Source organism: Caproicibacterium amylolyticum (assembly GCF_014467055.1).
Taxonomy (GTDB): Bacteria; Bacillota; Clostridia; order Oscillospirales; family Acutalibacteraceae; genus Caproicibacterium; species Caproicibacterium amylolyticum.
In genome coordinates this window covers 1,171,483-1,197,768 of sequence record NZ_CP060696.1, presented here as the reverse complement: position 1 = coordinate 1,197,768, position 26,286 = coordinate 1,171,483, and the positions used below count along the sequence as shown (strand labels likewise).

Sequence of the window (26,286 nt, the reverse complement as noted above, 5' to 3'; positions counted from 1 at the left end):
GCTCCTTTCAGACTTTCGCGGTCTCTGCCTGATTCAGCAAACCGTTTTCACGAACAATCTGCAAAACTTCCGCATGAATCTCCTGTGGTGTGCGCAGGCTACCGCCTGCAGCGCAGGACACAACTTTCCAATGGAGTTTCTGTGCTGCGTAAAGCGCAGCTTGCCGACAGTCCTGCTGAAAAGTCATGCTCTTTTCATGGATATCCTTTTTCTGCTCATCACCGTGATACCGCTTTGCAAGCAAAGACTCAGAAACGGCTGGCGGCATATCCAGAAAAATCGTTAAATCTGGTATTGGCAGTTCAAAACGGTGATATTCATAGTCCAGCAGCCACTCTGTAAAAGCATTCCATTCTCCGCGCGGCAGCTTTGGCAGCTGATAAACAAGATTGGAAGTGGTGTAGCGGTCCGCAAGAATCACCATACCGTTGTCATAATCTTTTTTCCAGAATTTTCGGTAAGATGCAAAACGATCAACCGCATAAAAAGAAGAAGCAGCATAGGGATTCACATCCTGCGGAGAAGCACCGAACTCACCCTGCAGGTACATCTTTACCAGTGCAGAGGACGGCTGCGCGTAGTCCGGAAAAGAAACATGGCGGTACTGCGCTTGAGCAGTCTGAAAAGCAGTGCACAGATACGAAGTTTGTGTTTGCTTTCCGCTGCCGTCCAGCCCTTCCAACACCAGCAGTTTTCCCATTATGCTTCACCGTTCCTCTTTTGAAAATAGTGTGCACGGACTTCTTCTGCTTTGCCGCAGCACATTTTTCCTTCCGGGCAGGCACCGTACAGGCAATCAGGCCCAGCCTTCGCAAACAGATGCGGTGCCACGTTCTTGACCAGCCACAGCATCTGTTCCGCCACCTCGCGAATTTCCCACTGTGCACGGTTGCAGCACCGCAGGGAGAAGAAATGCAGCAGGCTGCGTGCATCCATGGTGCAGATCATTTTTGTTGTGCAGGCATTCGGCAGCACAAAGCGCGCATCCTCAATGGCTTTTTTCTCCGCCTGCCGTTCTGCGGATTTTTCAGAAAGTCCCTCTGCCAGAAATGCTTTTTTGTGTTTTGCTTTCAGCACTGCCGTTAAGCTTTCGTAGTGGCGCTGATCCTCCTCCATTGCCCGCAGATATTCTTCCTTTGCTTCCGGAATTTCTGCAATCTCCGGCGGCACAACATAGGTAAACTGATTTTCAGCAACATACCGCTGGCTCTGCACACTGAAGCTGGCAATGCGGTGCCGGGTAATCTGCGCCAGCAGAGAACGGGATACACCTTCAATGCCAAAGGTAAAGGATGCGTGCTCAACCGGCGTTTCGTGTCCGTTTGCTGTCAGCATATCCATAAAATGTGAAACACGTTCTTCCGTCATCCCCTGCTGAATCGCAGAAATATCGGAAGGAGAATAACATAGTCTTGCGGCAGAAGCCACCGTTTTTTCCGGCATCTGCGTGTACGTCAGCAGTTCAACATGCGCCATAAGATTAAAAGCCTCCAAAAAGTACCGCGCAGGGCGGTTTTTGTCTTTATGGATGTTATTATAGCAAAATTTCTGTCCGACTTCAACCTTGATTTCGGCACGGGAAAAAACACGCTGTGCCGTAACGTTTTTCTTTCTTCGCCATAAGATGGTACTAAGCAAGAATCATTTTGCCTGATTGGAGGATTACGATATGGATGAAATGAACGAAGCTCTGCGCTCTGCACACTTTAAAGAAGCAGTGTGCATTGACGCGCAGAGGGTTTATGACTCCTGCAGTGCCAAAGACTGCTTAGAGGATCTGCAGGTGTGCTTTACCCAAGCAAAGCGTCCCATTATCGAGCGTGCAGTTAGTGTAAGGCTGCGCAATGTAGAGGTACTCACCGTTTACCTGAACATGGAGCCGGTTCCATTTAATAAAGGCTTCTATTCTATCGACATGACCTTTGTCTTTGATGTATCTCTGGATGTTTACACAGCTCCTGCCTCCTGCCCCATTGTGGTAGACGGCATTGCGCTGTTTACCAAGAAAGCGATTCTGTACGGCAGCGACGGCAACGTAAAGGTATTTACCAGCGACGGCAGCTGCGACCCCACAGAAAACAGCAACGGCAGCCAAGCACTGCCAAAAGCGGTCTGCCAAGTAGCAGAACCGGTCGGCCTTTCTGCCAGAATTTGTGACACCCGCCCCGGCTGCTGCCCCGGCTTCAAAATTCCGGACGATATCTGCGAACGTTTCGGCGGTGACTTTGACTTTGAGTGCGGCCGCAGTGTCTATGTGACAATCGGCCTGTTCTCCATTGTTCAAATTGTGCGCAATGTGCAGATGCTGATTCCTGCGTATGATTTCTGTGTTCCCACCAAAGAGTGCACGCCGGTCAGTGACAATCCCTGCGAGATGTTTAAGCGCATCGACTTCCCCACCGATTCTTTCTTCCCGCCCAGAGTGAGTGACACAGGCGGGTGCGGCTGTGGCTGCGGACAGTCACAGGAAGGTTCTGATTAAATAAAAATGGCAGATGCCGTGAAAAGCATCTGCCATTTTTTACATTTCGTTAAGCCCGTTTCAAATGGGCAAAGTTTGCCATGATTTTTTTGGTACCCTTAGTATCAAAAGCAATTTCCAGCAGGGTGTCATTTCCCATTGGTGTTGTGGAAAGGATCATTCCCTTGCCGAAAGCCCTATGTACCACGGTATCGCCGGGTTTAAACACAGGTGCTTTCTGAGCGTGAGCAGACTCCGGCGCGCCAAAATGCAGCGCAGATTCCATTGCGGCTGCACGCACTTCCTTTGCGGAAACCGGCAGTACCACGCCGGGCTGCGGCTGCTTCCAGCTGCGGGCGGCGGTATGTTCCGTCAATTCCTCCGGAATCTCGTTCAGAAAACGGCTGGGACGATTCCGATTGGTAGAACCAAAAATCATACGACTCTGCGCATTCAGGATAAATAGTTCCTCACGTGCACGGGTAATTGCCACATATGCAAGTCTGCGCTCTTCCTCAATCTGTACCGGGTCATAAATCGCCTGCACACCCGGAAAAATACCGTCTTCAAAGCCCGGCAGGAATACGGCCGGAAACTCTAACCCCTTTGCAGAATGCATGGTCATCATGACTACGGTGTCCGATTCATTGTCGTAATTATCGATATCCGTCATCAGTGCGACTTCCTCCAGGAAGCCATCCAAGCTAGCCTCATCGCCGTTTTCTTCCTCGTACTGCTGAATGTTGGAACTCAACTGCGTCAGGTTGGCTACGCGGTCTTTCACTTCATCATTCTGCGGGCTGCCAAGACTTGCAATGTAACCGGTCTTGGAAAGGATTTCGTCATACAGCTCTCTCAAGCTGCTGTTTTCATCTTCATTCATTGCCATAAAGCCCTGCATAATTTCGGCAAACTGCAGCAGCTTTGGTGCGGTACGCTTCAGCGGCTCAAATTCATCCGCGTGGGCAATCACGTAAAAGACGCTGTCATGAATCTGACCGGCAATTTCGGATGCAACAGAAAGTGTTTTATCGCCAATGCTGCGCTTTGGCTGATTGATAATGCGGCGCAAGCGAATTTCATCGCTTGGATTGTTGATAACGCTCAAATACGCAATCATGTCGCGAATTTCCTTGCGCTCATAAAAGCGCAAGCCGCCGATAATGCGGTACGGAATGCCTGACTTTACAAAATTCTTTTCAAGTGCGCTCGACTGGGTGTTCATACGGTATAAAATCGCGTAATCGCTGAACTTTCTTCCCTTTTCCACACCGTCCAGAATCTGCTTGCCAATGTAATCGGCTTCGTCCTGCTCATTCAGCGCAGTATGCGTCTGGATTTTCTCACCCTGCGGATTTTCCGTCCACAGCGTTTTCCCCTTGCGCTCGGTATTGTTGGAAATAACCGCGTTTGCCGCATCCAAAATTGTCTTAGTGGAGCGGTAATTCTGCTCCAAACGGATAACCTTGGCGTTGGGGAATGTGCTTTCGAAACTCATGATGTTTTCAATCGTGGCACCGCGGAACTTGTAAATGCTCTGGTCATCATCACCGACAACACAGAGATTTCCGCTTTTCTGTGCAAGCAGCTTAATCATCACATACTGTGCATGGTTTGTATCCTGATATTCATCCACCATGATGTAATGAAACTTACGCTGATAATACGCCAGCACGTCACTGTTCTGCTCCAGCAGCTTTACCGTGTTGATAATCAGGTCATCAAAGTCCATTGCGTCTGCTTCCATCAGGCGCTGCTGATACATCTGATATGCCTGTGCAATCGTTGTCAAACGATTGTCGTTACCTGCGGACTGCGCGTATTCCTTCGGGCCAATCAGCGAGTCCTTTGCGTGGGAAATTTCGCTGAGCACCGTTTTGCAGGCCAGCACTTTTTCGTCCACGTTCATTTCTTTCAGGCAGTTTTTCATCAGGCGCTTGGAATCATCCGTATCGTAAATGGTAAAGTGGGTGCTGTAACCAAGGCGGTCGCCATATTGGCGCAGCATACGTGCGCAGGAGGAATGAAACGTGCTTGCCCAAACATCATTGCCTGCATCACCCAGCATATCAACCAGACGTTGCTTCAGCTCGCCTGCCGCTTTGTTTGTAAATGTAATTGCCAAGATCTGCCACGGTGCACTGGGATTGACCGCCAAATGCTGCCGGGTGCTGTCTGGCAGCGGTGTGCCATCTGCCAAAAAAGCATTTACAGCTTCGGTATCTGTATTGTTCAGTTCTGCCGTACCGTCCGCATAGGCACTGCCGTACCGAATAATATTTGCAATACGGTTCACCAAAACGGTCGTTTTGCCACTGCCTGCACCTGCCAGTACCAGCAGAGGGCCATTCACAGAAAATACAGCTTCCCGCTGCCGCTCGTTCATGCGGGAAAATTCCTTTTCCAAGACCCGCTGTCTTAATTGCAGTGCGGATTCACTCAATAATCTCACCAGCTAACATAATATTTTAGAACAAATTTACTGCAAACGCCCGCACACAGCCTGTGCGGGCGTTTGCAGTATCATAAATTGAACTCTTTATCCAAGTATGCTCAAAAGGACACCAGCCGCAACCGCAGAGCCGATTACACCAGCCACATTCGGCCCCATAGCGTGCATCAACAGGAAATTGCCGGGGTTTGCTTCCTGCCCGACCTTCTGCGAAACACGTGCCGCCATCGGCACCGCAGAAACACCTGCGGAACCAATCAGCGGATTCACCTTACCGTGCGTAGCCTTGCACATCAGCTTGCCAAACAGCACGCCACCGGCCGTGCCGATGCAGAACGCAACCAGACCCATGACAATGATCTTGATTGTCTGCACGCTGAGGAACACACTGCCGGTTGCCGTTGCGCCAACCGTTACGCCAAGGAAAATCGTGATAATATTCATCAATTCATTTTGTGCGGTGTTGGAAATACGGGAAACCACACCGCTTTCACGCATCAGGTTGCCCAGCATCAGCATACCGACCAGCGGAGCTGCATCCGGCAGCAGCAGAGAAATCAGCACCGTAATGATGATTGGGAACAGGATCTTTTCAAGTTTGGAAACCGGGCGCAGCTGCTCCATTACAATAGAACGCTCTTCCTTGGAGGTCAGTGCTTTCATAATCGGAGGCTGAATAACAGGCACCAGTGCCATGTACGAGTACGCCGCAACCGCGATTGGCCCCAACAGTTCCGGTTTCAGCTTGCTGGTCACATAAATTGCAGTCGGGCCGTCCGCGCCGCCGATAATACCGATAGAGGCTGCAGCTTTCGGGTCAAAACCAATTGCAAGCGCACCGATAAAGGTGATGAAAATGCCGAGCTGCGCCGCCGCACCCAGCAGCAGGCTGGAGGGGCGCGCAATCAGCGGGCCAAAATCTGTCATAGCACCAACGCCAAGGAAAATCAGCGGTGGGTAAATACCCAGCTTTACACCGCGGTACAGGTAATAAAACAGACCGCCGTTTGCCGTTGCCGTTGGCTCTGCCATAATGCCCGGAAAGACATTTACCAGCAGCATACCGAAAGCAATTGGCAGCAGGAGCAGTGGTTCAAACTGTTTTTTAATTGCAAGATACAGAAGGACACAGGCAATCCCGATCATTACATAGTTTTGCCAAGTGCTGCTGGCAAAGCCGGAACTTTTCAGAATGCCGGTAATCGCATTGAGAAATTCCTGAAACACGTTGATACCGCCTCTCTAGTAAAAATAAACCTTTTGCTGAATGAGCGTGCTCAGAACGGGCGCGTGTTGTTTAAAATACCCGCCTGCCCCCATGCGCAGTGGCCACCTGTGCGCACACGGCGGCGCACAGACAAAACAGATGTTTCTTTTCCGTACAGTGTGTAAACAGCCGCGCTGATTGCCGCAACCACCTCTGTTGGAATGCCTTCTTCCACTGCCGGAGCAACAGGCTTTTGCACAGCCGCCGGAGCACTGGGGACCGGCACATTCGCAGCTGCCGCCTTTGGTATTTGTTTCTTTTTCTGCACCGATTGAATAACAGCGCCATAGAGTTTGATAATGAATATCAAACAAATAAGCACTACAAATACAATTACCAGACCTGTGGCCATAACAATTCCAGCAATCTGGCTGTTACTGAGTCCTTCCATAAAGACTTCCTCCTGACAGCAAAGTTCACCGGGCAGCCTGCCCGGCAGGGCCGCCCGCACCTGCAGTTATAATGCTGATGCAGGCAGTACTTTTATTATAGCTGATTTTTCGCCTGATTTCAAACTATTTTTATTTGATTTTCAGATATTGTTATTTTGTCATACTTTTTCTCCATTGCAACGCTGTTTAAAAAGCAGTATAATAGGCTATACGATACTAGGGCAAGTGGTGATGAAAATGACAGAAGATGGTTTCCGACGTTCTTACAAAGGAGAAAGCTACAATCTGGGACTTGCAGTTTACAGCTGCGGCCTGCAGCGCTGCCGCCCCTCTCACTCCTGGGGGCCGGCTGTACGCGACCACTACCTGATTCATTATATTGTGCGTGGAAAAGGCCGCTTTACTTCAGGCGGGAAAAAATGGGAACTTCAGGCCGGGGATGCTTTTTTAATCCAGCCAAGCACCATTGTCAGCTATGAGGCTGACCTTACCTACCCATGGGAATACGACTGGGTCGGTTTCAACGGCAGCGACGCAAAACACCTGCTGCGGCAGACTGGGCTTCTGGACATGGAACCTGTTTTTCACTGCCCGCCGGAAAACCGCTTCCATATGCTTCTGGCGGATATTATTGCTGTTTCCGGCAGTTCCTGCAGTGCAGAAGCACGCATGGAAAGCGGGCTGCTCCGCTTTCTGGCGGAACTGATGGATACCTTTGGCACCCATGTGCCCAGCAGTGACAACAGCTACAGCTACGTACAAAAGGCAATCCAATTTATCGACCGCAATTACGCCGGCAGTATTGATATTGAAAAAATTGCGCAGAGCGCCGGCGTTTCGCGCAGTCATCTTTACCGCCTGTTCATGGCATATATTAATATGCCGCCTAATGAATATCTTACGCGGTACCGCATCAACAAGGCCGCCGCTTTTTTAAAAGACGGCGGCCTGACAGTGGGCGAAGCCGCCTACTCTGCCGGATTTGCGGATCAGCTTTATTTTTCGCGCGTGTTCAAAAAATACATGGGTATGCCGCCCAGCAAGTTCAGCGGCAGCACCGCCAAAGAAGGATTACTGCATGGAAAAGAATGAATTTGCTCCGCTTGAAGAACTTTCCCAGTGGACACATCAGGTGGCAGACGGAGAGCTGACCCCGTGGGACCGTTTTCCGGAAATTTACCTGTACATGGATCAGGTCCTCACTTTCATGGAAACACAGCTGCACCTGTTTGAACAGGAAGGCAGTCCCCTGCTCACCTCCAGCATGGTGAACAACTATGTAAAAGACGGTGTTCTGCCGCGCCCGGAAAAAAAGAAATACAGCAGAAGCCACCTTGTCCAACTGACAATTCTCTGCCTGCTCAAACAGGTGCTGTCCATCCCCAACATACACCTGCTGCTCAATGACTTGGAACGGCGCGGTGATATGCATACGCTGTATGACTGCTTCTGCACCGCGCAGGAAAAAGCATTTCAGGAAGTCTGCAGCCGTACTGACTGCGCCGCTGCTGACGGTAAAGATGCACTGGTACAGTTGGCACTGCAGCTTTCCGTAGAGGCCGGTGCGCGCCGCACCGCCGCAGAAAAGATTTTAAGCGACCTGCAGAAGCAGAAACAGCAGCTTGAGGAAGAAATGAAGGAACAGGCAAAGGAAAAAGAAAAAAGCAAAAGCAAGGATAAAGAATCTGACACTGACTAAACAGTCGGAATCTGTTCCTGCCTTATGCAGAGTTTTCCCGGGCCGCAACAGACTTCACTGTGTTACAATTTTTCAATTTTGTCAGGTTTTTTTACATAAATGATTTCTTGTCTAAGGACAAAATCAAAATTTCTTTCTAAAATTTTCTTATATGCAGTATGGATTATCATCTGTATATGCTGAGAATATAATATTGGAGGAATCACCTATGGCAGAAAGCACCTTAAAAGAAAAGCTTGAAAAGTTTGGTATAAAAACAGCCATTAACTACCTTCGAAAGGATCCGGAAAAGAACCTGCCCAAGCTTATGGACATGATTGACAAGGCAGATAAGGATGGTACCTTTGCTGCCGCGCGTTACTCCTTTCATCAGGCTATTGACGACCCGAACAGTCCGTGGAATCATCTGATCTATCGTGTTGTAAAGGGTGTTGACCCGCATGTGCTGGAAACATTTTTTACAAACTTCTTCATGAATTCCACCTTCATCGGCGGCAAAAAGCAGATGGAGTACCGCAAAAAATACGGTTGCAACGTACCGTGGGCGATTCTGCTGGACCCAACCAGCGCCTGCAACCTGCACTGCACCGGCTGCTGGGCTGCTGACTACGGCAACCAGCTGAACCTGACCTTTGATGAAATCGATGACATCATCAATCAGGGCGTTGAAATGGGTACATATATGTACATTTACACCGGCGGTGAGCCGCTGGTGCGCAAGGATGACCTGATCAAGCTGTGTGAAAAGCACTCTGATTGTATCTTCTTGTGCTTTACCAACTCCACTTTGATTGATGACAAATTTGCAGAAGATCTGCGCCGTGTCGGCAACTTTGTGCCTGCCATCAGCGTTGAGGGCTTTGAGGAAGCAACCGACAGCCGCCGTGGCCAGGGTACCTTCCAGAAAATCTGCAAAGCCATTGATGTACTGAATGCACATAAGATTCCATACGGCATTTCCTGCTGCTACACCAGCCAAAATATCGATTCCATTGGCAGTGAAGAATTCTTTGACTGGATGGTCGACAAGGGAGCTATCTTCACCTGGTTCTTTACCTATATGCCAATCGGCAAAGACGCTCCGACCGATTTGATGGCAACTGCTGAACAGCGTGAACTGATGTATCATCGTATCCGTGATTTCCGCAGCAGCAAGCCGTTGTTCACCATGGACTTCTGGAATGATGCAGAATATGTTTACGGCTGCATTGCAGGCGGACGTTCCTACCTGCACATCAACGCAAACGGCGACATTGAGCCTTGCGTATTCATTCATTATTCTGATTCCAACATCCGTGAAAAGAAACTGCTGGACGCCTACCGTTCTCCCCTGTTCATGCAGTATCACTTGAACCAGCCTTTCAACAAAAATATGCTTCGTCCCTGCCCTGTGCTGGATAACCCCTATAAGCTTGAAGAAATGGTCAGCAAAACAGATGCACACGGAACTGATCTTGTCGGCCAGGAAACACCGCATGAGCTTTGCGCAAAGTGTGAGGCAACCGCACTCCGCTGGGCACCTGTCGCCGAACGCCTTTGGAAAGGAAGCGGTATCAATGGCCGTCACTGCGTAAGCTGTGACGATACGGTTCTTCCGGAAAATCTGATTCCGGAAGAAGAGCGTGCTTCTTTTGATGAAGTCGTTGAATTTGAACAGAGTCAGAAAGAACAGCAGACAAAGTAATTTTGTTAACTTAAAATGGCTGGAAACTTATAATTCAGTTTCCAGCCATTTTTCTGCTTTGCAATAAAAATTCCCCCAAGGCCGCGTTTTCAAATTGACACTAAGTAAAAAATGTGTTAATATTAACTGTGTTAAAAATAGACAGTCTTGTGCGTTTTAAGCTGTAAAACATGCTTGAATTGTTAACCATGCCGCTGTGGCGGAATTGGCAGACGCAAGGGACTTAAAATCCCTCGATGGAAACATCGTACCGGTTCAACCCCGGTCAGCGGCACCACCCCGGAAAGCTATGAAACAACTAGCTTTCCGGGATTTTTTATGCCATTTTGGCTCTACTTGTTAGGGATTTAAAGTCTAAATTGGATTTTAGTTGTAAATAGTCTAGACATAATTTGTCGCAAGTGATATAATATACTTTAAATATGTATTTATTTGGGCTTAATCAAAGAAATATTTTTACTAAATAGTGGAGCAACTAAATGGCAATCACAAAAAGCAAGCACAAAAAAAATTTCAAAAAACACTTTCGATGGCATATTTCAATTTGGGCAGTGGTATTAGCTGCTCTTGTGGCTGTCCAGTGCGGTGTAATGGTCGGGTTTGGCACGCAGAAAGCAGGCTACCACGCGGATGAAGTTTACACCTACGGCCTGGCAAACACCAACAAAAAACCATTCCTTGCTGAAGAGCCGAATTACGAGGGGAATTGGCACGGCAGCAGCTATTTCCGTGAATATCTTACCACACAGCCGGAAGAAGCTTTTCAATATGATCACACCTACTACAATCAACGTCTGGATGTTCATCCCCCATTTTATTACTTTATATTCCATACCATAAGTTCATTTACGCCAAATACTTTTACGAAATGGACAGGCATCATTACCAATCTGATTTTCTTTGTAGCGAGCAGTGTACTCTTATGGCTGTTAGCACGAAAATTCTTCAAAAAAGGGTGGCAGACCCTGCTCCCGAATATTTGCTGGGGATTTAGTGCCGCAGCTGTTTCTTCAATTATGTACTTCCGTATGTACGCAATGTTAACCTGCTTTACGCTGCTGCTGACTTTGCTGGACTTTCAAATCATTGAACAGAAAAAGATAGGTTGGCGTATGGCAGTTGGACTCAGCATAACTGCTTTCTGCGGATTTTTAACACACTATTATTTCATTATTTATCTTTTCACACTTGGTGTACCGCTGCTTATATATTTACTGTTAAAGCGGCGGAAAAAAGACCTTTTAAAGTGCCTCATTGGTGTTGTGGGCGGTGGTGCTGCCGGTATTTTATACTATCCGGAATGCCTGAAACATATTTTCATCGGTTACCGCGGCAAGGAAAGCTGGGAGCGCATTTCGCAGAGCGGCCATTGGCTGTCACGCTTACACAATTACCTCTCGATTTCAAACAGCGAACTGTTGGGCGGAGCGTTCCGCTTCTTTCTGGCTGCGTTTGTCATATTGCTGATTGTCTGTTTTGTACTGCATTACCAGAGGAAGCGGCGCACAAACAGCAGCGAAACAAGCATCACATCACCTGCAAAAAATGTTCTCGGTAAATTTTTAAATAACAATAAGCTATTCGTGTTTGTACAGTTGGGAATCGCCTGTGCGGTTTATATCTGCATCATTGCGAAAATTGCGCCTTATGACGTTGACCGCTATGTTTTCCCAGTTTATCCGCAAATAGAGCTGCTCATTTCTTTTGTATTCTGGATACTGCTGGGTGCCCTACTGCACAATACGCGGGTACGCTGCGGAATACTCGCTGTTCTTTTCTTTATTACCGGTGCAGTCGGACTTGGCAAAAACCATGTGGAGTACCTTTACCCTGACACTGTGCAGACAAAGCAAATTGCACAGCAGCACGCTAACACAGACTGTTTGGTCGTGTATGACAAATTATACTACGCCTATACTTACTTTCTTTATTCTGATCTAATGTATTATCCCAAAACCTACCTGACTTTCACGGAACATCTTGACCACCTCTCAAGTGAACTAAATGGAAACGTTCCGAAGGACAAGCCGTTAATCGTCTACATCGCAACCAAAGATGCAAATACGCTCAAGCGTGTTATGGAAGCCTCAAACCGCACAAAATCCGAAAAGCTTTTCTCCGGCTACCACGAATTTTCAGCTTATCGCTTGTCCAATTAATTAGTAAATCAGTTATAAGTTAAATCTCATAAAAAAAGGAACAGCACTTTGAAACCACAAATACTGCGGCAACTTCAAAGTGCTGTTCTTTCTATTTCAAATCGGACGCAAGGCCAAACGTATACCCCATCTTTTCCCACTTGGTAAGGAGTTCATCCAGGACTTCAGAGTTGGTTTTAGAGGTGTTGTGCAGCAGTACGATTGCGCCGGAATGTGTACGCGGAAGCAGCTTTTGAAATGCTTCGTCGTGGCTGGGCTGTTTATCTTTTAGCCAGTCAACATATGCCAGACTCCAGAAAAACGTCTTATAGCCCAATGCCTGCGCTTGTTTCAAGTTGGCTTCACTGTACTTGCCCTGCGGTGGACGGTACACACGCGTCATGTCTTTCCCGGTAATTTCCTTGTACTTTTCCGCAACCGTGCGCAGTTCCTTTTCAAAGGAGGATTGGTCAGAAATTTTGGACATATCGTAGTGGTGATATGTATGATTGCCCACGGTGTGCCCTTCCGCAACCATGCGTTTAACCAAGTCCGGACTCGTTTCCAAGTAATTGCCGACTACAAAAAAAGTTGCCTTAATATGATGCTTTTTCAGTGTATCCAGAATGGTTGGTGTATAGCCGGCTTCATAGCCACAGTCAAAAGTCAGATATAATTTTTTCACGCCCGTGTTGCCAAGAAAGAAAGCGTTGAATTTTTTCAAATAATCGGGTGCTGCATTGCCGACGGGCGGCTTGCCGGATTCCTGAAAACTAAGTCCCCAGTTGGGATTTGCTGCTTTCGCAGCAGCCGAAACGCTTGCCTGATAGCCGCGTCCAGCCAGCAGGACGACTGCAGCCGCAGCAACTGCCGCCACTGCAGTAAGAATATGCTTTTTCTTAAATATCAGATACAAAGCGCACCCCTCCCTTTTTAACATTCCTATGCAGAGAAAAGGGTACTTATGACGTTTTTATAATACTGCTTTTACTGTTTGGAACATAATTTTAATATCCCTCCACACCGAAATAGAATCCAGATACTCTAAATTCAGTGCCATCTTCGTAGGCAGGATTTTTTTTACATAGGTGACCTCCGGGTCATCAGGGGAAGCTGCCAAAATCTCATCTTCATTACGGAAGTGGATGCTGCTGGGTGCGGTTACGCCCGGGCGTACCAGCAGCGTCGCCATGTAAGCGTCCTCATAAACATCCACGTACTTTGGTACTTCCGGGCGCGGACCCACAAAGCTCATGGTACCTCCCAGCACATTGAGCAGCTGTGCAATTTCATCCAGCCGGCATTTGCGAATCATATGCCCAACGCGGGTAATACGTGGGTCTTCCCCTACGGTAATTGCCAGTCCTTTTTTATCCGCATCCTGCACCATCGTGCGGAACTTGAAAATGCGAAAGTCTTTTCCATAACGTCCTACACGCACTTGCCGATAAAATACCGGTCCTTTGGAATCCAGCTTGACCGCGGCCGCGGTAACCAGGAGAATTGGCGAAAGAATGACCAGCATCAGCGCAGAAACCACAATGTCAAACAGACGCTTGCCCGCCAGTGAAGCATGGTGCTGCTGAAGTTTTTCAAAATACATTTTTGTTTCCGGGTTCTGCATTCTTTGCGGCAAATCTTCAAATTGCAAGAGAAAGCCTCATTTCGTTTGAATTTATCCGGCTTAGAACCTGCCGGGGTCGTACCGCTGCAAACAGACACAGCTTATTAAGCATTATAGCACATTCCAGCAAAGAGATTCAATTTTTTCATGTTCTTTTGTCCTCTGCTCTGTTTACAATCTGCCCCTAAAACGGTATACTTGTCTGTAGAGCATGTATGCCCTGAATATGGAATCATATAATAAGGAGGAGCCCCATCATGTACCTTGGAATTGACTTGGGCGGAACCAATATCGCAGTAGGCATTGTTGATGAAAACTACAAAATAGTTGCCCGCGCAAAAAATCACACCCGTGTACCCTGCCCGGAAGCGGAACTGACCGAGCAGCTTGCGCAGACCGCGCTGCAGGCGCTTGAAAAAGCAAACTTGACTTTGGACGATGTACCGTGGATTGGTGTTGGTTCACCCGGCAGTATTGACAGCAAAGCAGGCGTTGTTGGCTTTGCCGGCAACCTTGACTTGCACAGCTACGCGCTTGCAGACCAGCTCAGCAACAGCTTAAACGGAAAAAAGGTACTGGTTGAAAATGATGCCAACGCGGCAGCTTTCGGCGAGTTTATGGCGGGCGCACTGAAAGGTGCCAACGACGGCCTTGCCGTTACGCTGGGTACCGGCATCGGCGGCGGTTTGATTATTGACGGTAAGATTTACTCCGGCTGCAACGGTGCTGCCGGTGAACTTGGTCATCAGGTTATTGCGGTGAACGGCCGTCCCTGCACCTGCGGACGCCGCGGCTGCTGGGAAGCCTATGCTTCTGCTACCGGGCTGATTAAAACCACGCAGGAAGTTATGCAGGCAAATCCCGACAAAAACGCACCCATCTGGACCATTCCGGCCGGTGACGTGAAGAAAGTAGACGGCCGAACAGCCTTTGATGCTATGCGTGCGGGTGACCCACTGGGACAGGAAGCCGTAGACAAATTCATTGCCGACCTTGGTACTGGTATTGCAAACTGCATTAACATTTTCCAGCCAGACGTTATCTGCATCGGCGGCGGTATCTGCAATGAGGGCGAAACTCTGATGCGGCCATTGCGTGCCTATATTGAAAAAGAAGTATTTTTGGTACCCAACGGCAAACAAACCGAACTGCGCACTGCGGAGCTTGGCAATGACGCCGGTATTATCGGTGCGGCACTTCTGGGGCAGGCCTAACAAATTTCACAGAAAAGAGGATAACAATCGATGAGCATTTCTGAAAAAAAATTTGGTATTCTGCCGGACGGTACTGAAATTCGTTCCTATACATTAAAAAATGAAGCCGGTGCTTCCCTGACTGTTTTATCTTTCGGTGCACGCATTCAGTCCATTTTAATGCCTGACCGTGCCGGAAATCTGGGAGAAATGGTTCTCGGTCACAGCACACTGGAAGAATATGCACAAGTGGGTGACTACCAGGGTACAGTTGTCGGCCGTTATGCAAACCGTATTGCAGGCGGCCAGTTTGAACTAAATGGTCAGACTTGTATACTGACGAAAAACGAGGGTGAAAACACGCTGCATGGCGGCCCAACCGGTTTTTCCGCACGTCCGTGGCGCTGCAAGTGCCGCGATAACGACGATGATGCCCCCTCCATTACTTTTGAATATAAAAGTGCTGACGGCGAAGAGGGCTTTCCCGGCAACTGCACAGTTACCGTTACCTACTGTCTGAGCACAGACAATGCTGTTTTGATTGATTACACAGCAGTCAGTGACAAGCCTACCCACGTTAACCTGACAAATCACAGTTTCTTCAACCTGACCGGTGACTGCCGCCGTGATGTGCTCTCTACGGAACTAAAAATCAATGCGAACACAATCACCGAGGTAGACAAAGCTTTACTGCCCACTGGTAAACTGCTTCCTGTAGAGGGTACTGCTGAAGATTTCCGTGCTGGAAAAACTATTGGCCAGGACATTTACCGTTTGGAAACCACGTTGCATGACTGCGGCGGCTATGACCACAACTTTGTTTTGGACGGAACTGGCCGCAGGAAAGCCGCAGAAGCTTATGATGCTTCCACCGGCCGCCGTCTGCTAGTCTTTACGGATCAGCCCGGTATGCAGCTTTACACTGCAAACAGCTTTGGCCCCGATGCTAAAAACCGTGATGGCTCTCCTATGAAGCCACACACAGCATTCTGCCTGGAAACACAGCACTTTGCCGATACTCCGCACCACGCAAATTTCCCCACTACGCTGCTGCAGCCAGGTGAAACCTTCCACACCAGCACGACTTACAAGTTTGAAGTAAACAACTAAAATTGCCTGTTTCATTTGAAAAAATGAAGGATAAACAAGAAACTATTGAGCAATTCATATGGGCAAAAAGCCGCTCCGGTTCAAACACCGGGGCGGCTTTTTTATGTTTCTTTATGAACTTTATTCTTCCGCAGCGGCAGCAATCTTTTTGCTGTTCTGCCCTTTGTCCTTCTTTTCTGTGTGCTGAATCCATGCAACATACAGCGGACCAGCGATACACACGGAGGAGTAACAGCCGGAAATGACACCAATCATCATCGGCAGTGCCAATGTGGTAACACTTTCAAGCTGGAAGTATGCCGCAACAACGAACAAGCACGCAATAACCATCACTGTGCAGAGTGCTGTGAAAATGGAGCGGGTCAAGGTCTGGTTAATGCTGAGATCCACCAAATCGCCAACCGGCGTCTTGGCAGGCATTTCACGGCGGTTTTCACGCACACGGTCAAAGACGATAATCGTATCATTCAGCGAATAGCCGAGTATCAGCAGTACAACCGCAATAAAATTACCGTCAATCGGCAGACGGAAAATGATGAACGTAAAGTACACCATAATCAAATCGTGAATCAAAGCAACGATTGCCATTAAGCCTGCTGCAATACCACCAATCTTGCGAAAACGCAGTGCAACGTAAATTACCAAAAGCACAATCGTAATTGCTACAGCAACCAGGCACTTGATAAAGAAGTTCATACCCATGCTCGGGTTAATAGAGCTGGACTCATCAAGTGAAAATTTGCAGTTGGCAAATTTTGCAGCCAGATTCTTAACCAGCTGCTGCTGCGTATCAACAGAAATTGCTTCGGAACCAGAAAGCTCAACTGTAATCTTGTTGCTGGCAGCCGCACCCGCTGAATTTTTAACATCTTTGTTCAGCAGAACAGAAGCATCGCGCTTCACGGTGTCTTTTACAACCTTTTCAACATCCGTCTGATTAACCACACCGGAAGCATCTGTATAAGAATACTTGACCTGCGTGCCGCCGCGGAACTCAATGCTCAGCTTAGAGCCAAACGCAATGTTGCAAATCAGGCCAATCAACATGATGCCAATGGAGATGCCATAATAAATCCTGCTGTTTTTACTAAAATGAATCTTAAACTGCTTCATGAATTGCACCTCCGTACAGCCACTTCTTGCGCAGGGGCTTGAAGCCGGAAAGTGACTTTGTCATAACGCGGCTCGTAAACACACCGAAAATGAAGTTGCCGATATTGCCGAGCAGCAACGTATAACCGAATGAGTAGATAGATCCAGTTGTACTTGCGCCGAAAATCATGGAGAGAATATTTGTTGGACCAAAGACCAGCATCAAAATAACGGAAACCAGAATTGTGGTCACGTTGCCGTCAAAGATAGCCCAGAAGCTGTTGTCGTCGCCAGCCTTAATTGCGGAGTCCAATGCCTTGCCGGCGTACAGTTCTTCTTTGATACGCGTAGCTGTAATAATGTTTGCATCCACGCCCATGCCGATTGACAAAATGATACCGGCAATGCCCGGCAGCGTCATTGTAAAGCTCTTCATGAACGGGAAGAATCCGGACACTGCTGCAAAACAGAGTGCCATCTGACCGCACAAAGAGATGACCGCCACCACACCGGGCAAACGGAAAACAAAGATCATGAACACGCAGACCAGAATAAAGCCGACAATGCCTGCCAATGCCATTGCCTGCAGTGAGGAAGCACCCAGTGTCGGGCTGATGCTGCTGAAACTGCTGACAGTTAATTTAAAGGGTAACGCACCGGAGTTAATCTGGTTTGCCAACTTTGTGGCGGATTCAGAAGTAAAGTTGCCGCTGATTTCCGCCTTGCCGCCAGTAATGCCGGTGGCACCGAATTTAGTTTTATCAACTGTTGCGGAGGAAATCATGGTGTCATCCATCCAGATAGACAGCGTGCTTCCTGCATTTGCAACCTTTTTCGTCGCATCCGCAAACTTTTTCCCGCCGTCAGATGTCAGTTCCAATTCCACAACATACTGGGTGGCACCAGTGGAAGAATCCTGTGTTACACCCGAGCGAGCAGACTTTACATCGCTGCCTTTGAGGAATATGCTGCTGGCTGTAGTGCCTTTTGGCGTAGTGTGAATAGGTTGTCCATCACTTCCGGTAGTGGTGTTGGTATACTCACTTCCCTCGCGGAAGGTCAGAACGGATGTAGCCGCCAGTTCTTTGATGGCGGATTCCGGGTCAAAGTTTGTTTCGCCGCTCTGCCACGGAAAACGTGTAATGATTTTGTGCTGACTGTAATCCGCGTAAAGTTCGTAGTCGGTAATGTTGTTCTGTACCAACCGTGTTTCAATAACGGATTTAGCGGAATCCATCTGCTCCTTTGTCACACTTGCTCCGTTTGACTCAGGGGAAAAAGTTGCCTCTACACCGCCTTTAATGTCAATGCCCCATCTGATATCCCCGACACCTTTTACATAGGTCGTCTTGGTATCGCCTTTGTAAGAGTAGACGCCCGAAATGGAAACGAACGTAAAGGCCAAGATGAGGATTGCAACGATGAAAAAGACCGGTTTTCGTGCTCGCTTCATGCGCAAGTCCTCCAATGTGTTTTGTTTTCCGCGAAAGTAAGCATATTCGCAGACGTAACACAGTCTATTATAGTTTTTTTGTACAGGAAAGTCAATGTTTCCAGTTTGTTTTTCTGTTAAATCAGAAAAGGGACTGCCCCTTTGGAGAGGTTACAATAAAGCCTTAATCAAGAATTTTGTTTTCATCAGCAATCCGCTATTCTTCGGTGCCTGAAAAGGAATTTGTGCAATGCCATCTTCCCATTTTTTAAAAATAAATTTATGCCTTCATTCATTTGCGGTATAATCATCGTCTCGTTCCCACGAATTCTTGTTTGTCAAGCCGATTATTTCCTGATTCAGCCCTGCTCGATTCAGTATTGCTTCTCCACCAGGGAGCTGTCCCAACCGGAGGCGTACATCCCGGAAAACATTTTGAAAAGGAATCTGGATTTCAATTCGGTTTTCGGTGCGCCAACCTTGCCAATCCTGTCGGCGAGTTTTTTTCATATTTCGTATAGTATAAAATCCAAATATACTTTACTTGATGCCATACAAGCGCTTCTCACCGCTTCAAAATTGTTGAGCCCTTCACAAATCAAAGTTTTCATTTATAATTATGGACGTACTCCATAAACTCTGGCGTTTTTGACCAATACTTAATTCCCCAATTTTCAAAATTCCACTCTTCTGTATAGTTGTTACATTCGAAATCGATATAATAGATGATTCCATCCTGCACTACAAAGTTTGTTGGAAAATAATCAATATTTGTGTTGGCAGGATAAAGAAGTTTGCACATTGCTTTTGCCTGCTCTATATATTCTGCTTGCATTTTGTCATTAAGTACCAGTTGATATATTGTTTCTCCCTCTATATATTCTTTTAATATACGTTCATTTTTTATATCCACATCAATCATTTTGGGAATTGGAATCCCTATACTGTCCAAACGTTTATAATCATTCACTTCAGCTTCTATTTTATTTCCAAACTGATAATAATCACATGGCTCGTGATGAATTTGCTTAAGTACATATTCCTTCTCACCATCAGAAACCAGATAAGAATAGCCGCCTTTCCCTTTCCCTAATAATTGCTCTATTGAAAATTCTTTTTCATTCACTGCCAATTTCATTCTCGTTTTTTCCTTTCTTCGAAGAAATACTCTTTCTTAATCTACATATTGCTTAATTGATCAAATATTTCTGGAAATAAAAAACGGCATTTGCGTTTGACTCACTGTTACTATATTTATAACAAAAACAACCGCCTTATTATATCATCCAGAAGCAGGATTAAAAACCCATTCGTTGTCGACTATCAGGAATGGGCAATGAAACTAAAGGGTGAATTTACGCAGAAGCAGAATGATTTTTTGAGCTGGTATCTGGATACCGTACAGAGCAAAATGTGAAGTGCTGCCAAGAAGATGTATGAGAAAATCGAAGGCAAGTTGTTTATGACTGTATGGAAATACTTCCTGCATGTCTGCTCAATGATGTAAAAAGCGAAAAAACGACATGACCGAAATCATGCCGTTCCTTGAAACTTGATTATACTGCCTTATTGGAGCATCCTTTTGCGAGCAGCTCCTTTTTCATGCAAAATATGCAGATTTTATGCTTTCTCCAGCAGTTTTTCGCAGGCGGCAAGCTGTGCACAAAGGCAAAACAGTTCCGCCGCCGCTTTTATCTCCGCCAGCGGCGGGTAAGTCGGTGCCACACGAATGTTGCTGTCATTCGGGTCTTTTTTATAAGGATAAGTCGCACCCGCGCCAGTCAGGGTAACGCCAGCCTCTTTGCACAGAGCAACGGTACGTTTTGCACAGCCGTTCAGCACATCCACACTGATAAAATAGCCGCCGTTTGGCTTCGTCCATTCGGCAATGCCCTTCCCTGCCAGCTGTTCCTGAAAAGTCTTTTCCACCGCTTCAAACTTGGGTGCAATCAGCGTACGATGCTTCTGCATCTGTGCATGAATGCCGTCCATGTTTTTCAGGAATGACAGATGCCGCAACTGATTCAATTTATCCGGGCCAATCGTCTGATATTTGTAATGTTCACGCAGAGTATTCAGGTTTTTTTCACTTGCGCCCATAGCTGCAATGCCGGCACCCGGAAATGTAATTTTGCTGGTGGAAGCAAAGAACAGCGGCAAATCCTCATTGCCGTTTTTGCGGCATTCCTCCCACAAATTCAGCAACACATCCGGTGTATCCGTCAGTTCATGCACGCAGTAGGCGTTATCCCAGAAAATGCGAAAATCCGGTGCTGCAGGCTTCAGTGCCGCAAACCGACGCACTGTTTCATCCGAAAATGTAATACCGGTCGGGTTTGCATATTTCGGTACGCACCAAATGCCCTTAATGGAAGCGTCACTGCCAGTCAGTTTCTCGACTACATCCATGTCAGGCCCCGTTGACAGCATAGGAACCGTGATAAGCTCAAAACCAAAATATTCTGTTACCGCAAAGTGACGGTCATAGCCTGGTGCCGGGCAGAGGAATTTGAGCTTTCCCTGCTGGCACCACGGCTTTTCACCTGCCAAGCCATGGGTCATCGCACAGGAAACGGTGTCAAACATCATGTTTAGGCTGGAATTACCGCCAACAATCACATTCTCTGCCGGCAGACCCATCAGCTGCCCCATCAGCTGCCGCATTTCCGGCAATCCGTCCGGCTCACCGTAGTTGCGGCAGTCCATTCCGTCAGAAGCTTTCATGTCTGACTTGGAATTCAGAGCATCAAGCATTCCCATAGAAAGGGCAAGCTGGTCTGCGCCAGGTTTACCGCGCGCCATATTCAGCTTGAGGCCCTGTGCTTTGCACGCCTCAAATTTTTCTGTAAGTTCTGCTTTCAGACTCTGTAGTTCTTTTTCGGACATTTTCTGGAATTCCAACAAACATGCATCTCCCAACTTCTCAATATCTCAAAAACGTGTCATAAGCCTTTACTATTGTACCTATTAGCGAAGGAAAATGCAAGAGCAAAATCAAAATCTTGCAAATACACAAACTGTATGTGTCTATACTATGCCATTTTTGGTGAAAGCGACACGCAGAATTGCATAAAAAAGAAGCCCGCTGCGCTCCTGCAGCGAACTTCTTTTCCGGTCACGATCAAGTCAGGTACGTAAGGGAACCCTCTGCGAGGGTTTTCCGCATGAAACGGTCCATTGAAACAAGCCACATAATTGCTAAGGCCCTGGGCTTGCAGCCCAGACCTGCTTCTTAATATACTAAGTACAAGATCGTGGCGAGCTTCGCTGCCACGACCCTAGTCGCTTTCTAAGAAAGCGACAGAAAGTAACCATGAGCTTGTGTGGCGTTAAAACTCTGCGCTGCCGGTTGTGCGTGGGAATGGGAGCACGTCACGGATATTCTGGATGCCGGTCAAATACATAATCAGGCGCTCAAAACCAAGGCCGTAACCGCCGTGACGTGTGCTGCCGTAGCGGCGCAGGTCAAGATACCACCAGTAGTCCTCCGGGTTCATGCCCAACTTTTTCATTTTCGTTTCCAGTACATCCAGACGCTCCTCGCGCTGGCTGCCGCCGATGATTTCGCCGATACCGGGCACTAGCAGGTCAACTGCGGCAACAGTCTTATCGTCCTCATTGGCACGCATATAGAAAGCTTTGATTTCCGCCGGATAATTCGTGACAAACACTGGACGCTTATAAATCTGCTCGGTCAGGAACTTTTCGTGTTCAGTCTGCAGGTCGGTGCCCCAGTCCACTTTATATTCAAACTTGTCATTGTGTTTTTTCAGGATTTCCACCGCTTCGGTGTAGGTAACACGTGCAAAGTCATTGTCCACTACATTCTGCAGGCGGTCAAGCAGGCCCTTGTCCACAAACTGATTGCAGAAAGCCAAATCCTGCGGGCAGGTATCCATGACGTAACGGATGACATACTTCATCATCGCTTCTGCAAGTTCCATCACGTCTTCCAGCTCCGCAAAGGCGATTTCCGGCTCAATCATCCAAAATTCTGCTGCGTGCCGCTGTGTGTAGGATTTTTCTGCACGGAAAGTCGGGCCAAAGGTGTAAACCTGGCCAAATGCCATTGCCATGCACTCCGCTTCCAACTGACCGGAAACTGTCAGGGACGCAGGCTTTTGGAAGAAGTCCTCGTTAAAGTCCACTGTGCCGTCTTCTTTGCGCGGCGGGTTGGCAGGATCCAGCGTTGTCACGCGGAACATCTCACCGGCGCCCTCGCAGTCGCTGGCGGTAATCAGTGGAGTATGCGCATAAACAAAGCCCTGCTCCTGAAAGAACTTGTGAATGCCGTATGCTGCTGCTGAACGCACGCGGAACGCGGCAGAAAACAAATTAGTGCGCGGGCGCAGATGTGCAATGCTGCGCAGATACTCCACACTGTGGCGCTTTTTCTGCAGCGGATAGTCCGGTGTGGAAGCGCCCTCCAGTGTGATTTCCGTGGCATGCAGCTCAAACGGCTGCTTTGCCTGCGGGGTCAGCAGCAGTTCGCCTTTTACACAGATGGCCGCGCCTACATTATATTTTGCGACTTCTGCAAAATTTTCGACTTTCTCCGCTTCAAAAACAATTTGCAGCCCTTTAAAGCAGCTGCCGTCATTCAAATCAATAAATCCAAGCGTTTTGCTGTCGCGCACAGAGCGTACCCAGCCGCAGACGGTAATCGTCTTTGTGCCGAACGCTTCGCTGTTTTTATAGAGTTCAGCAATTTTTACCCGTTCCAACTGTATTTCCTCCTGCTTTTGGCTGAATAAAGGATGCCCAACGCAGCTTTACCGCATATTTCTGGCAATTTTGCACTTTATCCAGCTAAAATAATATTATTTTTTCGGTAAATTTATTGTACCGCAAGAAACGCCCGCGTGCAATCCTATCCTGTAAAAAGAAAAAAATATCATCTTTTTACGGAAAAAAGCTTGCATTTTCTGAAAATCATGCTATAATAATTGAGTCGCTGATAAAAAGCGACATAAAGTATTACCATTTGGAGAGGTATTCTAATTGGTAAGGAGCCACATTGGAAATGTGGTGTGCCGCAAGGCATTGTGCGTTCGAGTCGCATCCTCTCCGCCACAATTAATCCACAAGCAGTTTGCTTGTGGATTTTTTATTTCTATATTTATTTTGCAAAGTCACTTTGCATGAAAACATAAAAGCTGCTTCCGCTGCTGCACTGCGGCGGAAGCAGCTTTTATTTACATTTTTCGCACAGTTCATAAATATCCGTTCGTTTGGCAGAAAGTAGCGGCAGTTGGTGCCGAACCGCATCATTCTGCGAAAAGTCCACATCATAAAGCAGGCAGGCTTCATCAGAACCGGCACGTGCAAGAACTGTTCCCCATGGTGAACACAAAATCGAATTTGCATAGGAAACGTAAGATGCCGCCTCATCCCGCGCCGGAGCCACACCCGCTGTGAAAAGCTGATTGTCCACCGCACGCTGGCGAAACAAAAGCTCCCAGTGCACGGGTCCGGTTGTCATATTAAAAGCTGCTGGCACCACTAGCATTTGTGCTCCCCGCTGCGTCATCAGCCCGGCAAGTTCCGGAAAGCGCAGGTCAAAACAAATGCATACACCAATTCTGCCGAATTCCGTATCAAATACCGTTACATCATTTCCGGCAGAAAACGTGTCAGATTCCCGAAATGACTGTCTGCCTTCCACATCAATATCAAACAAATGCATTTTCCGGTGGCGTGCCGCCTGCCTGCCCCGCGGGTCAAACACAAAGCAGGTGTTGTAAAGGTGCTCCCCGCCTTTTTCTGGGAAGCTGCCGCCGACAAGCCAAATGTGGTTTTCTGCCGCCGTACGCGAAAGCGTCTGCCAGGCTGTGCCACCAGCTTCCTCCGCTGAACGGACAAAGCTTTCATTTTCGTAGGGGCAAAGGAACATTTCCGGCAGCACCGCCAACTGTGCTCCCTGCTGTGCCGCATCTTTCACCATGTTCCATGCGTGATGCAGATTTTCCTGCTTTTGTTCCCCAACCGCCATTTGCAGCAGCGCCAGTTTCATAAGTAACAGTCTCCTTCCGATATTTGTTAAATTTAAGTTAAAATTAACAAGAATGTTCTTGCTCAATCCCGCGAAAATTGGTATAATCTAACTAGGAATTAATGATTCTTTAATTATAGCTTAAAATTATTTGATTTGGAACAGGCGGTGCCAAAATGAACAGACGGAAATACCCAAAAGCCGCGGCCGTTATTGATATCGGTTCCAGTGAACTGAAACTGCGTATCGCACAGCTGCGCAAAGGAGAAATCTGCGACCTGGACCAACTGGTTTATCCCCTGCCGCTTGGGCATGAAGTTTTTACGGAAAAGAAAATCAGCTTTGAATGCATTCGCGAGATGAGCCGGGCACTTGCGGGCTTTACCGCGCTTATGAAAGAATACGGAATTACCCAATACCGTGCCGTTGCAACGACCGCTTTTCGGGAAGCGGAAAACCGCGCCTATGTACTTGACCAGCTGAAGGTACAGAACAACCTCACCGTGGAAGTACTGGAGGATGACGAGGAAAAAACGCTCATTTACTCGGAAATACTCACTTCCCTGAAAAACGCCGGTGCGCTGGAGCCGGGCTGCACGCTGCTTTCCTTTATCGGCAGCGGTACGATTGGTGCTGCTGTGTACGACGGCAGTGCCATGATTGATTCCCAAAATATTCCTATCGGTGCACTGAAGCTGCACGATATGCTGGGCAGCATTCAGGAACAGACCGAAGATTTCGGTACGGTTGTTGAAGAATATCTGGAAACAACGCTGGGCTGTCAGAATATGTTTCAGTTTGACATTCACAACATTATTCTGACCGGAAATGAAATGGAACTGATCGCGCAGCTGTGCGGCACAGACCTAAAAAAAAGCATTTACTCCATTCCTGTTAAAGAAATCGGCAAGCTGTACCGCCGCATCCGCTCTCTGCGGCCAGACAAAATCGCCCAGCGGTACAACATTTCTGAAAAATCTGCAGAGCTTCTGTACTCTGCTTTGTGCATCTATATGCAGCTGATACAAAAAACTTCCGCACAAAAGGTGCTTTCTCCGCAGGTAGACCTTTGGGACGCTTTAATGCGCCAAATGCTGATACCCAAGCGAAAAAATGAATATACTGAATATGTACACACCAACGCAATTTCCTGTGCAAACCACATTGCAGAAAACTATCACTGCAACAAAGTACACACGGATGTTGTACGGCAGACTGCCTGCACCATGTTTGACCGGCTCAAGCCGCTGCACGGCATGGGTGCCGACCAGCGGCTTGCACTGGAACTTGCTGCCATTCTGCACGAAAGCGGCCACTATGTTTCTGTCAAAGACCACCTGAGAGCCAGTTTTGACATCATCCGTCACACGGACATTTACGGCATTACCAGCCAAAACATTTTGCTGACCGCCTATGTTGCGCGGTACAATGAATACACCGTGCCGGACTTTCGGGATATGGAGTACATTACTATGCCGGAACAAGGCCGCACGGATATCGCCAAACTGGTGGCCATTTTCCGGCTGGCAAATGCGCTGGACAAATCGCAGAAGCAAAAAATCAAAAACATTACCGTCAAACTTCTGGATGAACAGATGATTGTCGCTGTAGAGTCCAACGAAAATCTCTTCCTGGAAAAGTGGGCATTTGAACAGTGCTCAACTTTCTTTAAGGATGTTTTCGGCTTAGATCCGGTGCTGAAAGTAAAGCAGAATCTGATTTGACCGGACAGGTTCACCGCAAACGGAGG

The 26,286-nt window shown here is 47.7% G+C and carries 21 protein-coding genes and 2 tRNA genes; 10 read left to right on the top strand and 13 right to left on the bottom strand.

The window, feature by feature from the left end:
- Nucleotides 1-7: 7 nt before the first annotated feature.
- On the bottom strand, nt 8-700 hold the full coding sequence (locus H6X83_RS05740) for a dTMP kinase (protein WP_343063140.1): 693 nt from the start codon (nt 698-700) through the stop codon (nt 8-10).
- Nucleotides 700-1,476, bottom strand: a complete 777-nt coding sequence (gene thyX, locus H6X83_RS05735; RefSeq protein WP_212508177.1) for an FAD-dependent thymidylate synthase — start codon at nt 1,474-1,476, stop codon at nt 700-702. The genes H6X83_RS05740 and thyX overlap by 1 nt, the downstream gene beginning before the upstream one ends.
- A gap of 193 nt (nt 1,477-1,669) precedes the next feature.
- Here thyX and H6X83_RS05730 point away from each other — a divergent pair, with 193 nt between their 5' ends.
- Nucleotides 1,670-2,482, top strand: coding sequence for a hypothetical protein (locus H6X83_RS05730; RefSeq protein WP_246419531.1), 813 nt, complete (start codon nt 1,670-1,672; stop codon nt 2,480-2,482).
- A 49-nt stretch (nt 2,483-2,531) separates the two neighbouring features.
- On the opposite strand, the gene H6X83_RS05725 is transcribed toward H6X83_RS05730, so the two are convergent.
- The 3 genes from H6X83_RS05725 to H6X83_RS05715 all read right to left on the bottom strand — a co-directional run bounded on the left by H6X83_RS05725 (nt 2,532) and on the right by H6X83_RS05715 (nt 6,571).
- On the bottom strand, nt 2,532-4,847 hold the full coding sequence (locus tag H6X83_RS05725) for an ATP-dependent helicase (protein WP_212508501.1): 2,316 nt from the start codon (nt 4,845-4,847) through the stop codon (nt 2,532-2,534).
- Nucleotides 4,848-5,000: 153 nt separating this feature from the next.
- On the bottom strand, nt 5,001-6,146 hold the full coding sequence (locus tag H6X83_RS05720; protein ID WP_212508500.1) for a sodium ion-translocating decarboxylase subunit beta: 1,146 nt from the start codon (nt 6,144-6,146) through the stop codon (nt 5,001-5,003).
- A 44-nt stretch (nt 6,147-6,190) separates the two neighbouring features.
- Complete coding sequence (locus tag H6X83_RS05715; RefSeq protein ID WP_212508176.1) at nt 6,191-6,571, bottom strand: OadG family protein; 381 nt, start codon at nt 6,569-6,571, stop codon at nt 6,191-6,193.
- 238 nt (nt 6,572-6,809) lie between these two features.
- On the opposite strand from H6X83_RS05715, the gene H6X83_RS05710 reads away from it, so the two are divergent.
- The 5 genes from H6X83_RS05710 (at nt 6,810) to H6X83_RS05690 (ending at nt 12,114) form a co-directional block, all read left to right on the top strand.
- Nucleotides 6,810-7,664 carry an AraC family transcriptional regulator gene (locus H6X83_RS05710; RefSeq protein ID WP_212508175.1) on the top strand — a complete coding sequence of 285 codons (855 nt, stop codon included), beginning with the start codon at nt 6,810-6,812 and terminating at the stop codon, nt 7,662-7,664.
- Nucleotides 7,651-8,271 (top strand): DUF1836 domain-containing protein, encoded by a 621-nt coding sequence (locus H6X83_RS05705; protein ID WP_212508174.1) that lies wholly within the window; start codon nt 7,651-7,653, stop codon nt 8,269-8,271. Before H6X83_RS05710 ends, H6X83_RS05705 begins: the two co-directional genes overlap by 14 nt.
- 208 nt (nt 8,272-8,479) lie before the next feature.
- Nucleotides 8,480-9,955, top strand: coding sequence for a radical SAM protein (locus H6X83_RS05700; RefSeq protein WP_212508173.1), 1,476 nt, complete (start codon nt 8,480-8,482; stop codon nt 9,953-9,955).
- Between the two features lie 190 nt (nt 9,956-10,145).
- Nucleotides 10,146-10,232: transfer RNA gene (locus tag H6X83_RS05695), tRNA-Leu, on the top strand.
- A 202-nt stretch (nt 10,233-10,434) separates the two neighbouring features.
- Complete coding sequence (locus H6X83_RS05690; protein ID WP_212508172.1) at nt 10,435-12,114, top strand: glycosyltransferase family protein; 1,680 nt, start codon at nt 10,435-10,437, stop codon at nt 12,112-12,114.
- Nucleotides 12,115-12,205: 91 nt separating this feature from the next.
- Here H6X83_RS05690 and H6X83_RS05685 read toward each other — a convergent pair whose 3' ends face one another.
- Complete coding sequence (locus H6X83_RS05685; RefSeq protein ID WP_343063138.1) at nt 12,206-13,009, bottom strand: polysaccharide deacetylase family protein; 804 nt, start codon at nt 13,007-13,009, stop codon at nt 12,206-12,208.
- Between the two features lie 57 nt (nt 13,010-13,066).
- Nucleotides 13,067-13,744, bottom strand: coding sequence for a sugar transferase (locus H6X83_RS05680; RefSeq protein WP_425489204.1), 678 nt, complete (start codon nt 13,742-13,744; stop codon nt 13,067-13,069).
- Nucleotides 13,745-13,974: 230 nt separating this feature from the next.
- Here H6X83_RS05680 and H6X83_RS05675 point away from each other — a divergent pair, with 230 nt between their 5' ends.
- A complete protein-coding gene (locus H6X83_RS05675) occupies nt 13,975-14,931 on the top strand; it encodes an ROK family protein (RefSeq protein ID WP_212508170.1) in 957 nt (318 codons plus the stop codon).
- 30 nt (nt 14,932-14,961) lie between these two features.
- On the top strand, nt 14,962-16,020 hold the full coding sequence (locus H6X83_RS05670) for an aldose epimerase family protein (protein WP_212508169.1): 1,059 nt from the start codon (nt 14,962-14,964) through the stop codon (nt 16,018-16,020).
- A 120-nt stretch (nt 16,021-16,140) separates the two neighbouring features.
- On the opposite strand, the gene secF is transcribed toward H6X83_RS05670, so the two are convergent.
- The 5 genes from secF to asnS all read right to left on the bottom strand — a co-directional run bounded on the left by secF (nt 16,141) and on the right by asnS (nt 23,268).
- Nucleotides 16,141-17,133, bottom strand: a complete 993-nt coding sequence (gene secF, locus H6X83_RS05665; RefSeq protein ID WP_212508168.1) for a protein translocase subunit SecF — start codon at nt 17,131-17,133, stop codon at nt 16,141-16,143.
- Nucleotides 17,120-18,565, bottom strand: a complete 1,446-nt coding sequence (locus H6X83_RS05660; RefSeq protein WP_212508167.1) for a preprotein translocase subunit SecD — start codon at nt 18,563-18,565, stop codon at nt 17,120-17,122. The genes secF and H6X83_RS05660 overlap by 14 nt, the downstream gene beginning before the upstream one ends.
- Nucleotides 18,566-19,151: 586 nt before the next feature.
- Nucleotides 19,152-19,682, bottom strand: coding sequence for a BUD32 family EKC/KEOPS complex subunit (locus tag H6X83_RS05655; protein ID WP_212508166.1), 531 nt, complete (start codon nt 19,680-19,682; stop codon nt 19,152-19,154).
- Nucleotides 19,683-20,164: 482 nt separating this feature from the next.
- Nucleotides 20,165-21,445 (bottom strand): aspartate aminotransferase type Ic, encoded by a 1,281-nt coding sequence (locus tag H6X83_RS05650; protein WP_484484216.1) that lies wholly within the window; start codon nt 21,443-21,445, stop codon nt 20,165-20,167.
- A 428-nt stretch (nt 21,446-21,873) separates the two neighbouring features.
- Nucleotides 21,874-23,268: an asparagine--tRNA ligase gene (gene asnS / locus H6X83_RS05645; RefSeq protein ID WP_212508164.1), complete on the bottom strand. Its 1,395-nt coding sequence runs from the start codon at nt 23,266-23,268 to the stop codon at nt 21,874-21,876.
- Nucleotides 23,269-23,530: 262 nt separating this feature from the next.
- Between asnS and H6X83_RS05640 the strand changes: the two genes are divergently transcribed.
- Nucleotides 23,531-23,617: transfer RNA gene (locus H6X83_RS05640), tRNA-Ser, on the top strand.
- 118 nt (nt 23,618-23,735) lie between these two features.
- Here H6X83_RS05640 and H6X83_RS05635 read toward each other — a convergent pair.
- The gene (locus H6X83_RS05635) at nt 23,736-24,557 is read right to left on the bottom strand and encodes a carbon-nitrogen hydrolase family protein (protein WP_343063137.1); all 822 of its coding nucleotides are present in this window, start codon (nt 24,555-24,557) and stop codon (nt 23,736-23,738) included.
- A 155-nt stretch (nt 24,558-24,712) separates the two neighbouring features.
- Here H6X83_RS05635 and H6X83_RS05630 point away from each other — a divergent pair, with 155 nt between their 5' ends.
- Nucleotides 24,713-26,260 carry a Ppx/GppA phosphatase family protein gene (locus tag H6X83_RS05630; protein ID WP_212508163.1) on the top strand — a complete coding sequence of 516 codons (1,548 nt, stop codon included), beginning with the start codon at nt 24,713-24,715 and terminating at the stop codon, nt 26,258-26,260.
- The last annotated feature ends 26 nt before the right edge of the window (nt 26,261-26,286 follow it).

Coding starts and splice junctions, on each gene's coding strand:
- H6X83_RS05725 (WP_212508501.1), bottom strand. CDS start 4,847: ATGAACGAGCGGCAGCGGGAAGCTGTATTTTCTGTGAATGGCCCTCTG.
- H6X83_RS05740 (WP_343063140.1), bottom strand. CDS start 700: ATGGGAAAACTGCTGGTGTTGGAAGGGCTGGACGGCAGCGGAAAGCAA.
- H6X83_RS05655 (WP_212508166.1), bottom strand. CDS start 19,682: ATGAAATTGGCAGTGAATGAAAAAGAATTTTCAATAGAGCAATTATTA.
- H6X83_RS05700 (WP_212508173.1), top strand. CDS start 8,480: ATGGCAGAAAGCACCTTAAAAGAAAAGCTTGAAAAGTTTGGTATAAAA.
- H6X83_RS05660 (WP_212508167.1), bottom strand. CDS start 18,565: ATGAAGCGAGCACGAAAACCGGTCTTTTTCATCGTTGCAATCCTCATC.
- H6X83_RS05705 (WP_212508174.1), top strand. CDS start 7,651: ATGGAAAAGAATGAATTTGCTCCGCTTGAAGAACTTTCCCAGTGGACA.
- H6X83_RS05710 (WP_212508175.1), top strand. CDS start 6,810: ATGACAGAAGATGGTTTCCGACGTTCTTACAAAGGAGAAAGCTACAAT.
- H6X83_RS05670 (WP_212508169.1), top strand. CDS start 14,962: ATGAGCATTTCTGAAAAAAAATTTGGTATTCTGCCGGACGGTACTGAA.
- H6X83_RS05730 (WP_246419531.1), top strand. CDS start 1,670: ATGGATGAAATGAACGAAGCTCTGCGCTCTGCACACTTTAAAGAAGCA.
- H6X83_RS05630 (WP_212508163.1), top strand. CDS start 24,713: ATGAACAGACGGAAATACCCAAAAGCCGCGGCCGTTATTGATATCGGT.
- secF (WP_212508168.1), bottom strand. CDS start 17,133: ATGAAGCAGTTTAAGATTCATTTTAGTAAAAACAGCAGGATTTATTAT.
- H6X83_RS05635 (WP_343063137.1), bottom strand. CDS start 24,557: ATGAAACTGGCGCTGCTGCAAATGGCGGTTGGGGAACAAAAGCAGGAA.
- H6X83_RS05675 (WP_212508170.1), top strand. CDS start 13,975: ATGTACCTTGGAATTGACTTGGGCGGAACCAATATCGCAGTAGGCATT.
- H6X83_RS05690 (WP_212508172.1), top strand. CDS start 10,435: ATGGCAATCACAAAAAGCAAGCACAAAAAAAATTTCAAAAAACACTTT.
- H6X83_RS05715 (WP_212508176.1), bottom strand. CDS start 6,571: ATGGAAGGACTCAGTAACAGCCAGATTGCTGGAATTGTTATGGCCACA.
- thyX (WP_212508177.1), bottom strand. CDS start 1,476: ATGGCGCATGTTGAACTGCTGACGTACACGCAGATGCCGGAAAAAACG.